A 13,759-nucleotide genomic window follows, 5' to 3' on the forward strand; every position below is an offset into this window, starting at 1 on the left:
TCCTTGGTCTTTGAGGTTGGGTTCAGGCAGTCGGATGAAGCAGGTCGGCAAGGCCGATCCGTTCCATGAGTTGCGCGCGGACGCGATCGGCGACGCCATTGACGACCGCCGCACCATCGTCCGCGGGGTCGATGTGCACGCGCAGCGGACGCCTTCCGTGCGGCATCGCCACAAGGTCGACGATGGCCGCCGCGATATCAGCCGGGTCGGCATCCGCCGGCTCAAGTGCGGTCAGCCCCTTCAGCACCTGCTGATCGACGCCGGCGTATGGGCCAGACCAGTAGAGGGCGGTGCGTTCGACATCGGCAGGCGCTGCGGCATGGTGAAAATGCTCGGTGCCCTTGGTGAAAGCGCCCGGCACGACGATGGTCGTCTCGATGCCGAAGCGGGCAAGTTCCAGCGCATAGCTCTGCGCCAGCGCATCCATGCCGGCCTTGGCCGCGAAATAGGCCGCGAGGAAGGGCGGGGTGCCGCCGCGGGTGCTGCTCGAGCCGACCCAGATCATCTGGCCCCGGCCAAGAGAGCGCATATGTGGCAAGGCCGCACGGTTGACACGCTGCGTGCCGACGACGTTGACGTCATAGAGCTGAGCCAGCTGTTCGGGCGCGAAAGCCTCGGTCGGTCCGAACCCCATGTGCCCGGCATTGTGGATCAGCACGTCGAGCCGGCCGGCCTCGCTGACGATCAGCCGGACCGCCGCCTCGGCCGAGGCGTCCAAGGTCACATCGAGCGCAATGGGCTTGAGCGCCACGCCCTCGTCGCTCGCGAATTTTTCCATCTCGGTTGCCGCAGCACCGCCGCGCGCCGGCGGATCGCGCATCGAGGCATAAACCTTGTGGCCCGCCCTTGCGAGCGCCCGCGCCGTCATCGCGCCGAAGCCGCTGGAAGCGCCTGTGATCAAGATTGTCTGCTGCATGATTATCTCCTCAGACCACACCGCCATTGGCGCGGATGATTTGTCCGTTGACCCAACCGCTATCTGGCCCGGCCAGGAACGACACCAGCCCTGCAATGTCGTCGGGCTGGCCGAGGCGGCCGAGCGGGATCATTTTGCCGATGGCCTCGATTTGCGCCTGGCTCTTGCCGTCCGTGAACAGGGCGGTCTCGATCGGTCCGGGCGCCACGGCGTTGACTGTGACGCGGCGCGCGCCAAGTTCCTTGGCCAGGATGTGGGTCATCGCCTCGACGCCCGCCTTGGTGGCGGCGTAGACGCCGTAGCCCGGCTGGTAGAGGCCGACGACGCTGCTCGAGAAGTTGATGATGCGGCCACCATCGCGAAGCCGGCGCGCGCCTTCCCGCATGCCGCGGAACACACCACCGAGATTGATCGCAAGCTGCATGTCGAACGAGGCGTCATCGGTCTGCGCGATCGGCGAAAGCTTCATGATGCCGGCATTGTTGACGAGGATGTCGACGCCACCGAATGCCTTCTCGCCGGCATCGAAAAGCATGGCGAGGCCGGCCGGATCGGCGATATCGGCCTGCACGGCAATGGCCTTGCCGCCGCCGGTTTCGATCGCCCGGACAAGGTCTTCGGCCTCAGCGCGTCCCCGTGCGTAGTTGACGACGACGGCCACGCCGTCGCGGGCGAGCCGACGCGCGATGGCGGCGCCGATGCCCTTGGAGGCGCCGGTCACGATCGCCGTTCTGGTTTGAGTATCTGTCATGGACAGTGATCTCCGCTGGTTGGTGAAATGAATATAGGCCAAGCACCATTCCGGATAATCAGCCGTCTCTTGACATCACTATTCGGAAACTGCGAACAAAGAGAATGGACCGTCTAGACACCATGCGGCTCTTCGTTCGCATTCTGGAGCGGCGCAGCTTCACCGCCGCCGCGGCAGATCTCGGCCTCCCGCGCTCAACCGCGACGGAAGCGATCCGGCGGCTCGAAGAGCATCTCGGCGCGCGCCTGCTGGAGCGAACGACGCGGCAGGTCAACGCCACGCAGGATGGCGAAGCCTATTATCGGCGCTGCCTGTCCATCCTTGCCGAGATCGAGGATGCCGAGGCCGCCTTCCGCAATGCCGAGCCCTACGGGCTGCTGCGCATCGACGCCAGCACGCTGCTCACCCGCACATTCCTGTTGCCGCGACTGCCCGAGTTTCTCGCCCGCTATTCTCGCATCGACTTGCAGATCGGCCAGAGCGACCGGCTGGTCGATCTCGTGCGCGAGGGGGTCGACTGCGTGATACGCGTCGGCGAACCGCCCGACAGCGGCATGATCATGCGGCGCCTGGCGATGATCCGCGAGATCACCTGCGCCAGTCCCGCTTATCTCGAACGCCACGGCATGCCGATCTCCCCCGATGCATTGGATGGTCACCAGGCAGTGGGTTTCGTCTCGTCGCGCACCGGCGAGACCCTGCCCTTCGAATTCACCGTGGCCGGCAAGACCCGCGAGATCCGGTTGCCGGGCCGCGTTGCGGCCAACAATTCAGACACCGCCGCCGATCTGGCACGGCTTGGGCTTGGCCTCATCCAGGCGCCACGCTATCGCTTCGAGAAGGACCTTGCCGATGGGACGCTCGTCGAAGTGCTGGCCGACTACCCGCCCTCGCCGACGCCACTATCAGCGCTATACCCGCAGAATAGGCAGCTCTCGCCGCGGCTTCGCGTCTTCCTCGACTGGGCATCGCGCATCTTCGCAAAGGCGAACCTCTAGCCTTTAGCGGCCGGCAATTCAGCCTGCGAGCCGAAATGCCGGCATAGGCACGATGCTGAAACTTCAGGCTGGCTTGGAAGGTTAAATTTAAGCGTTTGGCAGTAGGATCGACCGACGAGCTATTGTCCAGGAAAGGTACCCGGGTCGAATTGGCCACTACGCGATACAGTCTCGGCCGCTTGAGACAAGCCGTTTTTTCTTCCGCCAACTTGCCGGCGGCGATAGCTTTTGTTGTGCTCATGGTCTGCGCCGTCGTTGCCGACCAGCAGAACAGAAGGGTCTCCGATCAGCTGGCGCGCGCCGATGTACTGGCCAAGGTCAACGTCATCCGCGCCAAGCTCGAAGGTAATGTAAACGGCAATCTCCAGCTTGTTCAGGGGCTCGTCTCAGCCATTGTTACGGAGCCCTATATGGGCCAGCAGAGATTTGCGTCGCTGGCAGGCAATCTGTTCGCGCAGAAATCGCAATTGCACAACATCGCCGGCGCGCCCGACCTGGTTATCTCGCTGATGTACCCGATGGAAGGCAACGAGAAGGCAATCGGGCTCGATTACCGCAAGAACGAGGAGCAGCGCCTGGCAGCGCTTCGGGCGCGCGACCAGCGCGTGCTGGTATTTGCCGGACCGGTCAAGCTGGCGCAAGGCGGGCGCGGCTTCATCGGTCGCATCCCGGTCTTCGTGCCGACGGCGGGAGGCGGCGACCGCTTCTGGGGCATTGTCTCGGCAGTCGTCGATGTCGACCGGCTCTACGCGGCGAGCGGATTGGCCGACCCCGATCTCGACATCGATGTCGCGCTCACCGGCAAGGATGCGTTGGGCGGCGGGGGCGAACGTTTTTTTGGCAACGCCACTGTCGTTGCCGGCAATCCCGTTGCGGCCGATGTGCAGCTGCCTTCGGGTTCCTGGGAGATTTCGGCAATCCCCAAGGGTGGCTGGCCAGCGGCTCCGAAAAATCAATGGACCTTGCGGGCGCTCATGGCACTTGCCGGCGCGCTGGTGGTGGTGCCGATCCTGGTGGCCGGGCGGCTGTTCGGCGAAAGGCAAAGGAACTACGCCGAGTTGAGGCGCCTGTCCGGCCGCCTGGAGCTGGCCCTGGAAGCCTCGGGCATCGGCGTTTGGGAGCATGATCTCGTCACCAACGAACTGCTGTGGGACGAACGCGTCAACGAAATCTATGGCAAGCCCGCCGACGGCAAGCCGCGCGGCTATAGCGATTGGGCGCTGGCGATCCACCCCGAGGACATCGAGCGGGCAAAGCAGGACTTCGATTCGGCAGCGGCGACAAAAGGCCCCTACTTCTCGCAATACCGGCTCCTTCGCCCCGACGGGGCCGTCCGTCATGTGCGCACGCGCGCAAGCTTCTTCCAGGACATCGGCGGCACGCCCAAGCTGATCGGCGCCGAATGGGACGTGACCAGCGACGTCCTGCTCAACGAGAACCTCATTCGCGAGCGCCAGCTGTCGGAATCGAAGAACGCCGAGCTGAAGCTCGCCAAGGCGCGTATCGAGCATGTGGCGCTGCACGATTCGCTCACCGGCCTGCCCAACCGCCGCTATCTCGACGAGATGCTGGCCGAAACCGGCCAACACGACCGCATGGCGCTGCTGCATCTCGACCTCGACCGCTTCAAGCAGATCAATGACACGCTCGGCCACGCAGCGGGCGACGCCATGCTGATGCATGCCTCGAGGGTCATCACAGCCAATGCCGGCTCTGCGGATTTCGTTGCGCGCATCGGCGGCGACGAGTTCATTGTGGTGAGCCATGGGCGTGACGATGACGAGCTCGCGGCACTCGCCGACCGCATCATCGAGGAGATGCGCCAGCCTGTGTATTATCGAGGCCATCAGTGCCGGTTCGGAGTCAGCATCGGCATTGCCGCCAACAGCGGCGTCGACGCAAAGCAGTTGCTCGTCAACGCCGATCTCGCGCTTTACCGGGCGAAGGGCCATGGCCGCAACCGTTACGAGTTCTTCAACGAGGAACTGCAGAGCGAGATCGTGCGGACCAAGCAGATCGCCGACGAGATCCTGGGCGGGCTGGAGCGGGATGAATTCATCGCCTACTACCAACCGCAATTCGACGCCAAGACGCTCGAGATCGTCGGTGTCGAAGCCTTGTCGCGCTGGAAGCATCCGCGACGCGGCATCCTGGCCCCCGACGCCTATCTCAAGGTGGCCGACGAGCTCAATGTCGTGGCGCTGATCGACCGCATCGTACTCAAAGATGCGCTGGAGAATTTCGAGCGCTGGTCGCACAGCCATCTCAACATCCCGCGCGTCTCGGTCAACGTCTCGGCCAGGCGCCTGGAGGACAAGGACCTGATCAAGGGTTTGCGCGAGCTCGCCATCAAGGAAGGAACCGTGTCGTTCGAGCTGGTGGAGTCCATCTTCCTTGACGAGAACGACGATCTGGTCACCTGGAACATCGAGCACATCAAGGAGCTCGGGATCGACATCGAGATCGACGATTTTGGCACCGGCTATGCCTCGATCGTCTCCCTGCTCAAGCTGCGGCCGCGTCGCCTCAAGATCGACCGCCAACTGGTCACGCCCATCACCGGCTCAATGGCGCAGCGACAGCTGGTGTCGTCGATCATCGAAATCGGCAAATCGCTAAGCATCGAAGTGGTTGCCGAGGGCGTCGAGACGATGGAGCATGCGCGCATCCTGAAGGAGCTTGGCTGCGATATCCTGCAAGGCTACTTTCTTGGCCGCCCGATGGAGGCGAAGGCCTTCAAGACCTTCGCCCAGTCGCGCAAATGGCTGGCCGTGGGGTAGTGCCCAGGGGCCCCTTAACCTCACAACCGCTCTGCGACCGCAGCCTCAGGCAGGCCTGCGAAAGCCGACCATCAGCCTCAAACGGGTGGTCTATTCACGACCAGCCTTTTGGCTGCATCGGCCGCGGCGGTGCAATAGTTTCGGTCGCCATGGATCAGGATCATGACCATCGCCCCCTCGACCAGCAAGAACAACTCGCGTGCCCGCTCGCGCGGCGATGCCACCTTCGCCTCAGCGAGAAGGGTTGCCAGATGCTGTTCCATCAAGGCTTTGTGCCGACGCGCCATCGAGCGTGCTGGATGCCCCGAGAGATCGGCAAGCTCGATTGCCAGCCGGGTAAATCCCGACCCCGCCCAGCGCGGCTTGGCCGACCATTTGGCCAGTCCACCGAAGAGCTTGTCGACCAGTTGCTCCGGCCCCCCCGACAGATCAATGCCGTAGGTCTGAAACTCGGCGAAGGCCCGTTCATGCTGTGATGCAAGCACCGCGGTCAGCAACGCGTCCTTGCTGTCGAAATGATAGTAGAGCGTGCGCTTGGTGACGCCTGCGGCACTCGAGATCTCATCCATGCCGACGCGAAAGAATCCCCGACGGCGAAACAGCTTGTAAGCCGCCTGCAATATGTCTGGCCGTGTCTGGTCGGACGATCTGGGCACGGAGCGACGCTCACACCGATGGATGAATGTATACTCGCTAGTGAATTTACATCCGCGCGGCGGCGACATTCAATCGATCAGTCACAATATTCATCAGGGAGCCGACGATGGACAGGCTGGTCTCCGCAGTACCTGATCTTGGACAATCCACCAATGCTGCGGCGTTTCGCGCCCAAGCCAAGGCTTCACCGGCGCTCTTGCGCCTGAAAAACATGACCTGCATCGAGGATCTTCGGCAGGCGGCCCGCCGCCGCGTTCCCAAACCCTTTTTCGACTATGTCGAGGCAGGCGCCTATTCCGAACAGACCTTGCGCGCCAACAGCGCGGATCTGGGGCGCATCACGTTTCGCCAGCGCGTACTGGTCGACGTTTCGCAACGCGACACCGGGACAACGATCCTCGGCGAGAAGGCCTCGCTTCCGATAGCACTGGCACCGATCGGCATTGGCGGGATGCAGTGGGCCGATGGGGAGATTCTCGCTTGCCGCGCCGCGCAGGCGGCCGGTGTCCCCTACACGCTCGCAACGATGTCGATCTGCTCGATCGAGGACGTTGCCCAGGCGGTTGAGAAGCCGTTCTGGTTCCAGCTCTACGTGATGAAGGACCGCGGCTTCGTGCGCTCGCTTGTCGAGCGCGCCGCGGCGGCCCGCTGCAGCGCATTGGTGCTCACCGTCGACCTGCAGGTGCTGGGACAGCGCCACGTCGACGTAAAGAACGGGCTCTCGGTTCCGCCGTCGCTGAACGCGCGCAACCTTCTCGCATTGGCGACCAAACCCGCCTGGGCCTGGCGGATGCTCACCGCCAAGCGCTGGACCTTCGGCAATCTCGCAGGCCATGTGAAAGGCGAGCAAGGCGTCAAGGAGCTCGCGGATTGGGTATCGCATCAGTTCGATCCCACGCTCAACTGGAACGACGTCGAGTGGATCAGGAGCATCTGGCCGGGCAAGCTCATCATCAAGGGAATTCTCGACGTGGACGATGCGCGCACCGCCAGCAACGCCGGCGCAACCGCGATCGTGGTGTCCAATCATGGCGGCCGGCAGCTGGATGGTGCGCCATCAACGATCTCCGTGCTGCCGAAAATCGTTGAAGCGGTGGGCTCCGAAACCGAAGTGCTGTTCGATGGCGGCGTGCGGTCCGGTCAGGATGTGATGCGTGCGCTGGCACTTGGCGCCAGAGGCTGCCTGGTCGGCCGGGCCTACATATACGGCCTTGGCGCCGGTGGAGAGGCCGGTGTGGCGACGGCCATTGAGATCCTTCGCAAGGAACTGTCCGTCACGATGGCGCTGACCGGCACAAGAAGCATCGACGAGGTCGGCGAGCGGGTGCTGAACTAGCCAAGGCTGGTTGGGCGCCGCTGTCCGATGTCGCAGCGCCGGTCGCTGACGGAAGGCACGGATGAGAAGGCCCGTGCCGTCCGAACAATTGCGCACGAGCCTACGCGCCGCGCGTCCGCTTGCCACCCGTCGTCCACGAGAAGAAGCGCGCGCTCTATATCGAGGGACTGCGGGTCGCCGGGCTCGACTAATCGACAAGCCGCCGGAACAGGAAAAAGCCTGAGCGCCGCCAGGCGCCCAGGCCGTTCACCTCGATCATGCGGGTTCAGTTCTTGCTGGTGGCCGCCTGTTCGATGAGCTTGGCGACGGCTCCCGGATTGGAGACGTAGACGGCGTGGCTGCCGGCCACTTCAACGACCGTCGCCTTGGCGCGCGTTGCCATCTGGCGCTGTGCCGGCGGTGGGATCATCTTGTCGTCGGTGGCGACAAGATACCAGCTGGGCTTCACCTTCCAGGCCGGAGCGGTGACCTTGCCTTCGAGCGCCGCCACACCCCACGGCACCTGCGAATCCGCCATGAAGGAGGCGAGCGAGGGACGAACGTCGGCCGCAAACGAGGCGGCGAACTTGTCCTTGTCGAGCATCAGGAAGCCGTCGACAGGCGGCAGGATCGGCGGCACCGCTGCTCCGGGAGGCGGGTTGGCGATCAGGGTCGAAACCGATTCGCCGGCATCCGCAGCGAAGGCCGCGATATAGACGACACCAGCCACCTTGGGATCCGTGCCGGCTTCCGACACCACGACGCCGCCATAGGAATGGCCGACCAGGATGACGTTGCCGGGGGCGGCGGCGATGGCGCGCTTGGTGACCGCTACATCGTCGGCCAGCGAGGTCGTCGGGTTCTGGACGATGGTCACGTCATAGCCGTCCTTCTTGAGGATCTGGTAGACCCCGTCCCAGCCGGAGCCATCGACGAAGCCGCCATGCACGAGGACGACGGACTTTGCTGAAGTGTTCGACATGTGAGTTCTCCTTCTCAAATCGTTGTTTGCCGTTGGTTGCAGGAGGACTATGCGACAGAGCCGGCGGGCGCGCTTTGAGGCGACCTTCAGGCCCCCTTGATTTTACCTTGAGATCACTTTGATTTTGAGTCCACGACGCGGCTAGAGTGTTCAAGGTCGTTGTTTCCCGCGGTCAGGAGCCAGCAATTTGCCGTATCTTTTCGAGGATTTCGCTCTGGACGGCGATCGGCGCGAATTGCGGCGTGGCGACGACCTGATCCCCGTAGAGCCGCAGGTGTTCGACCTCTTGCAATATCTGATCCGCAACCGCGAGCGGGTGGTCAGCAAGGACGATCTGGTCGATGCGGTCTGGCAGGGGCGTATTGTCTCCGACGCGACGCTCGCCAGCCGCATCAACGCCGCCCGCAATGCGCTCCAGGACAGCGGCGAGCAGCAGCGGCTCATCCGCACCATCCTGCGCAGGGGCCTTCGCTTCGTCGGCACCGTGCGCGAGGAGGTCGAGACGACGGCACCGTTGGAAAAGCCGAAGCCTGCCCTGGGCATTCCCGCCCGACCGTCCATCGCCGTGCTGCCCTTCGTGAACCTGAGCGGCGATCCGGATCAGGACTATTTCGCCGACGGCATGGTCGAGGACATCATTACCGGCCTGTCGCGCATCCGCTGGCTGTTCGTGATCGCGCGCAATTCCTCCTTCACCTACAAGGGCCGCGCAGTGGACGTGAAGCAGGTCGGCCATGAGCTCGGCGTGCGCTACGTGCTGGAAGGCAGCGTGCGCAAGGTGGGAAGCCGAGTGCGCATCAGCGGCCAGCTCATCGACGCCGAAGACGGCAGCCATTTGTGGGCCGAACGCTACGACCGCGAGCTGACCGACGTGTTCGCGCTGCAGGACGAGATCACCATCAGCGTGGTCGCGGCAATCGAGCCCAATCTGCGCCGGGCCGAGATCGAACGCGTCCGGCGCGATCGTCCCGACAGTCTAGACGCCTATGACCTGTTGCTGCGCTCACTGCCCGATGTCTACACCTTCATGCCGCAGGGTGCCGCCAAGGGTTTGCCGCTGCTTGACCAGGCGCTCGCCATCGAGCCGACCTATGCGCTTGCACACGGTTTTGCCGCCTGGGCGCACCAGACGCTGTTTGTGCGCGGCGGCATGCAGCCGGAGAACCGCGAGAAGTCGATCCGCCATGCCCATGCGGCGATCGAGAATGGTTCGGGCGACGCGATGGCGCTCGCTCTGGCCGGGTTCACTATTGGCCTGGTGGAGCATGACCGCAGGCTGGCGGACGAGGCGTTTGCGCAGGCTTTGGCGCTCAGTGCATCCTGCGCCTTCGTCTATACCTTCGGCTGCGTGCCGCTGGCTTATGGCGGCGACTGGGCGCGGGCAATCGACTGGTGCGAGCAGGCGATGCGGCTCAGCCCCCTCGACGCCATGAGCTGTGTGCCGCAAGGCATCATCGGCCTCGGTAATTTTCTCGCCGGCCGGCACGAGCAGGCCGTCGCGGCCGGCCGGCGGGCGGTAGAGATGAACCCCGGCTTCAGCATCCTGCACGGATGGCTGGCGGCGCCGCTTGCCAGGCTCGGGCGGCTCGACGAGGCAAAAGGAGCGGCGACTCGGCTCTTGTCGCTCGACCCGTACTTCAGCATCGGCCGCTGGTCCGCCGTCGTGGGACTTGCGCCAGAGATTGTCGACGACGTCACCGACGCGATGCGAATGGCGGGATTGCCGGAATAACGCTGCGCGCCCATTTGGCTTGGGCTAACCGGATGAGTGGCATGGGTCTCGATGTGGTAGTTTTCAAAAGTACTTCGACCATGGAGCGGGAATTCTCCGGCTATTGCTTTCAGCGGGAACCGGCAACGGGCGAATGCGAGGTGATCGATCCCGAGGGCGTGAATCTCACCTGGGAGGTTGTCACGGCGTGCGACCGGCGCGTCGGAAACATCGCCCACGTCGCCACGCTTCGCGAGACGACCGCCGGCTATCTCGGCGAAGGATCGGCTTTGGATTTGCTAATGGACTGTCGGAATTGATCGGCACGGCACGGCAGGATCGGAACCCGATCGTATTTGTGTAAGCCGAAGTGCGGTGGGCAGCCCTAGCTCCTTAGCCCCGGCGCCTCATGCCCCGTTCGTTCGACATACTCCGTATAGCCACCGCCATAGGTGTGGATGCCTTCGGGCGTCAGTTCCAGCACGCGGTTGGAAAGTGCCGCCAGGAAATGCCGGTCGTGCGACACGAACAGCATGGTGCCTTCGTACTGCGAGAGTGCCGTGATCAGCATCTCCTTGGTGGCGATGTCGAGGTGGTTGGTCGGCTCGTCCAGCACCAACAGATTGGGCGGATCGAACAGCATCAAAGCCATCACCAGCCGCGCCTTCTCGCCACCCGACAGCACCCGGCATTTCTTCTCGATCTCGTCGCCGGAAAAGCCGAAGCAGCCGGCGAGTGCCCTGAGCGGCGCCTGGCCGGCCTGCGGGAACGCGTCCTCCAGCGTCTGGAACACGGTGCGCTCGCCTTCCAGCAATTCCATGGCGTGCTGGGCGAAATAGCCCATCTTGACGCTTGGACCGCGCGCCACCGTGCCGGCGTCGGGCTCGGAGGCACCGGCGACCAGCTTCAGCAGGGTCGACTTGCCGGCACCGTTGACGCCCATGATGCACCAGCGCTCGCGGCGACGGACCTGGAAATCGAGCCCCTCATAGATGCTGCGGCTCCCATAGCCCTTGTGGACGTTCTTCAGCGTCACGACATCCTCGCCGCAACGCGGCGCCGGCTGGAAATCGAAGGACACCGTCTGGCGGCGCTTGGGTGGCTCGACGCGGTCGATCTTGTCGAGCTTCTTCACCCGGCTCTGCACCTGGGCGGCGTGCGAGGCGCGCGCCTTGAAGCGCTCGATGAAGGCGATTTCCTTTGCCAGCATCGCCTGTTGGCGCTCGAACTGCGCCTGCTGTTGCTTGTCGGCGATCGCCCGCTGCTGCTGGTAGAATTCGTAATTGCCGGAATAGGCGGTCAGCGAACCGGCGTCGATCTCGACCACCTTGTTGACGATGCGGTTCATGAACTCGCGGTCGTGCGAGGTCATCAGCAACGCGCCGTCATAGTTCTTCAGGAAGGACTCCAGCCAGATGAGACTTTCAAGGTCGAGATGGTTGCTCGGCTCGTCGAGCAGCATGGCGTCGGGCCGCATCAGAAGGATGCGGGCCAGCGCCACGCGCATCTTCCATCCGCCGGAGAGTTTTCCGACATCGCCGTCCATCATCTCCTGGCTGAAACCAAGGCCATCGAGGACCTCGCGCGCGCGGCCGTCCAGCGCATAGCCGTCGAGTTCCTCGAAACGGTGCTGAGCCTCGCCATATCTGGCGATGATCTCGTCCATCTGGTCGGCCTGGTCGGGGTCGGCCATGGCGGCCTCGAGTGCGGCCATCTCGGCCGCCACGTCGCTCACCGGCCCGGCGCCGTTCATCACTTCGGCCACCGCGCTGTGGCCTTCCATGTCGCCGACATCCTGGCTGAAATAGCCGATGGTGACGCCGCGATCGACCTGCACTTGGCCTTCGTCGGGCTGTTCCTGCCCGGTGATCATGCGAAACAGCGTCGTCTTGCCGGCGCCGTTGGGGCCGACGAGGCCGACCTTCTCGCCCTTCTGCAGCGCCGCCGACGCTTCGATGAAGACTAGCTGACGGCCATTCTGTTTGCTGATGCTTTCCAGTCTGATCATGCGATTTCCGGGGGGCTTGGAACTTGGAAGGATTTTCCCCGGGGCCAATACGCGATGGCGGGCGCCAGAGGAAGAGGCGCAAGCGCCGCAGCGGCAGCACTTCCCTCCTTCTTGTGGGAGAAACCAAGACCGTCCCCGGACACAATCCAGAAACAAGATTCAACAGTTCGGAAAAACTGGCGAAAAGATCGGCTGGCATAAGCATCCTCGCGGCGGCCGGAATGGTCGCGGCACAACGCCAACGGGATGTTACCGGCAATGCAACGAGGTTCGAACGGATGGACGGGTGCCCTGCTCGGCATGTCCCTTGCCGTCACCGTGATCGGACCGTCGGAAGCAAAAGCCGCCATCACCCGCAGCGAGCATTGCGACCGGCTCAGTCATCAACTCGACGAAGCCATCCAGACCAAAGCCGAGGCAGCCGAGGTCGCCGAGGCAACGACGCTGCAGAAGACGGCCATCCGCTTCTGTGCCGAGCGCAAGCAGGCGCAAGGCATCAGGACACTGGCCAACGCTCTGGAGCTGCTTGGGGTGACGCCGGACGATGACGCCCAATGAGATCAGATCTTTGAACCCAGTTTTTGAAGCCCGGACTTTCAACACCTCAAGGAGCACTCCCACAAGAAGCACGGCAACAAGCACGCCAAGGCTTATTGATCGCTCTTCTCTCTGACTTCCTCCCAGGGAAAGGCCGCCACTCGCAAAAGCGAGGGCGGCTTTTTTCTTGCGCGGTTCTTCGAAAGCGAGCATTCCGCCCGGAACTGCGTGAAATCAAGACCTTACAGCGGTTCAACGATTCAATAAGTGAACCGTCCGAAACCAGACAGCGGTTGAATCTGTGCTCCGCCGATCATGCCCGCGTCCGGGATCCTCACCACGGCAGTCTTTTGCCGTCGCGAAAGAAGCCGCCAGTCGGACCATCGCCCGGCAAGGTCGCCGCCCAGACGATGCCCGCTGCTCCTTGCGCCACCGGGCGCCCGCCCGGCCCGCCCATGTCGGTGGCGACCCAACCCGGGCAGACGGCGTTGACCAGCACCCCGGCGCCGCGCAGTTCGCCCGCCAGCACGCAGGTCAGCGCGTTGAGGGTCGCCTTCGAGGTCGAATAGGCCGGCGCCCCCGCCCCCATCGAGGCCAGCGAACCACCCTCGGAAGAAACGTTGACCAGCCTGCCATGGCCACCGCCCTTGAGCAGCGGCGCGAAGGCGGACGCGGCCCGCCAAGCGCCAAAGACATTGGTCTCGAACGCCTCGCGGATCACCTTCCAGTTCGGCAGCAAGGCCCGCGAACCGGTGTCGTAGTGGATCGCGGCGTTGTTGATCAGCACGTCGAGACGGCCGAACCGGCGCTCGACATCCGCCGCCGCCAGTGCCGCGGCGTCAGGCGCCGCGACATCGAACGCGATGGCCTCGACATGGCCGTCGAGGCCTCGTGCCGCCGCTTCGCCTCTGGCAAGGTCGCGCACGCCGAGCAGAACGGTGAAGCCGAGCTTCGCCAGTTGGCGCCCGGTCTCGAGCCCGATGCCGCGATTGGCGCCGGTAACCAGCGCGACCTTGCTGGATTGCGTGTTCATGTGCTGCTCCTGGGATGTCGATTGCTTCGGGAGAAAGATGGCACGAGCTGAGGTGATTTATTAGGTGGCGG

Annotated in this window: 12 protein-coding genes; 6 read left to right on the plus strand and 6 right to left on the minus strand. The window is 63.8% G+C overall.

Annotation, left to right across the window (positions count from 1 at the left end; translation table 11 throughout):
• Positions 1–22: 22 nt before the first annotated feature.
• Both HNQ71_RS24770 and HNQ71_RS24775 read right to left on the minus strand, forming a co-directional pair.
• Positions 23–916 carry an SDR family oxidoreductase gene (locus HNQ71_RS24770; RefSeq protein ID WP_210334023.1) on the minus strand — a complete coding sequence of 298 codons (894 nt, stop codon included), beginning with the start codon at positions 914–916 and terminating at the stop codon, positions 23–25.
• Positions 917–926: 10 nt separating this feature from the next.
• On the minus strand, positions 927–1,667 hold the full coding sequence (locus HNQ71_RS24775) for an SDR family oxidoreductase (protein ID WP_184875316.1): 741 nt from the start codon (positions 1,665–1,667) through the stop codon (positions 927–929).
• A gap of 104 nt (positions 1,668–1,771) precedes the next feature.
• Between HNQ71_RS24775 and HNQ71_RS24780 the strand changes: the two genes are divergently transcribed.
• Together HNQ71_RS24780 and HNQ71_RS24785 are read left to right on the plus strand one after the other, a co-directional pair.
• A complete protein-coding gene (locus HNQ71_RS24780; protein WP_184875318.1) occupies positions 1,772–2,665 on the plus strand; it encodes a LysR family transcriptional regulator in 894 nt (297 codons plus the stop codon).
• 239 nt (positions 2,666–2,904) lie between these two features.
• On the plus strand, positions 2,905–5,445 hold the full coding sequence (locus HNQ71_RS24785) for a bifunctional diguanylate cyclase/phosphodiesterase (RefSeq protein WP_246462117.1): 2,541 nt from the start codon (positions 2,905–2,907) through the stop codon (positions 5,443–5,445).
• A 77-nt stretch (positions 5,446–5,522) separates the two neighbouring features.
• Here HNQ71_RS24785 and HNQ71_RS24790 read toward each other — a convergent pair whose 3' ends face one another.
• Complete coding sequence (locus tag HNQ71_RS24790; protein ID WP_184875322.1) at positions 5,523–6,101, minus strand: TetR family transcriptional regulator; 579 nt, start codon at positions 6,099–6,101, stop codon at positions 5,523–5,525.
• Positions 6,102–6,304: 203 nt separating this feature from the next.
• On the opposite strand from HNQ71_RS24790, the gene HNQ71_RS24795 reads away from it, so the two are divergent.
• Complete coding sequence (locus tag HNQ71_RS24795) at positions 6,305–7,438, plus strand: alpha-hydroxy acid oxidase (protein ID WP_184875603.1); 1,134 nt, start codon at positions 6,305–6,307, stop codon at positions 7,436–7,438.
• A 265-nt stretch (positions 7,439–7,703) separates the two neighbouring features.
• Here HNQ71_RS24795 and HNQ71_RS24800 read toward each other — a convergent pair whose 3' ends face one another.
• Positions 7,704–8,399, minus strand: a complete 696-nt coding sequence (locus HNQ71_RS24800) for an alpha/beta fold hydrolase (RefSeq protein ID WP_184875324.1) — start codon at positions 8,397–8,399, stop codon at positions 7,704–7,706.
• A gap of 187 nt (positions 8,400–8,586) precedes the next feature.
• Here HNQ71_RS24800 and HNQ71_RS24805 point away from each other — a divergent pair, with 187 nt between their 5' ends.
• Complete coding sequence (locus tag HNQ71_RS24805) at positions 8,587–10,131, plus strand: winged helix-turn-helix domain-containing protein (RefSeq protein WP_184875326.1); 1,545 nt, start codon at positions 8,587–8,589, stop codon at positions 10,129–10,131.
• A gap of 41 nt (positions 10,132–10,172) precedes the next feature.
• Positions 10,173–10,430 (plus strand): hypothetical protein, encoded by a 258-nt coding sequence (locus HNQ71_RS24810; protein ID WP_184875327.1) that lies wholly within the window; start codon positions 10,173–10,175, stop codon positions 10,428–10,430.
• Positions 10,431–10,495: 65 nt separating this feature from the next.
• On the opposite strand, the gene HNQ71_RS24815 is transcribed toward HNQ71_RS24810, so the two are convergent.
• On the minus strand, positions 10,496–12,118 hold the full coding sequence (locus HNQ71_RS24815; protein WP_184875329.1) for an ABC-F family ATP-binding cassette domain-containing protein: 1,623 nt from the start codon (positions 12,116–12,118) through the stop codon (positions 10,496–10,498).
• 258 nt (positions 12,119–12,376) lie between these two features.
• Between HNQ71_RS24815 and HNQ71_RS24820 the strand changes: the two genes are divergently transcribed.
• Positions 12,377–12,676, plus strand: coding sequence for a hypothetical protein (locus HNQ71_RS24820; protein ID WP_184875331.1), 300 nt, complete (start codon positions 12,377–12,379; stop codon positions 12,674–12,676).
• Positions 12,677–12,989: 313 nt separating this feature from the next.
• Here the strand turns inward: HNQ71_RS24820 and HNQ71_RS24825 are convergent, their stop codons facing one another.
• Positions 12,990–13,688 (minus strand): SDR family NAD(P)-dependent oxidoreductase, encoded by a 699-nt coding sequence (locus HNQ71_RS24825; RefSeq protein WP_184875332.1) that lies wholly within the window; start codon positions 13,686–13,688, stop codon positions 12,990–12,992.
• Positions 13,689–13,759 lie beyond the last annotated feature (71 nt).

Source organism: Mesorhizobium sangaii, assembly GCF_014207355.1.
GTDB lineage: Bacteria > Pseudomonadota > Alphaproteobacteria > Rhizobiales > Rhizobiaceae > Mesorhizobium > Mesorhizobium sangaii.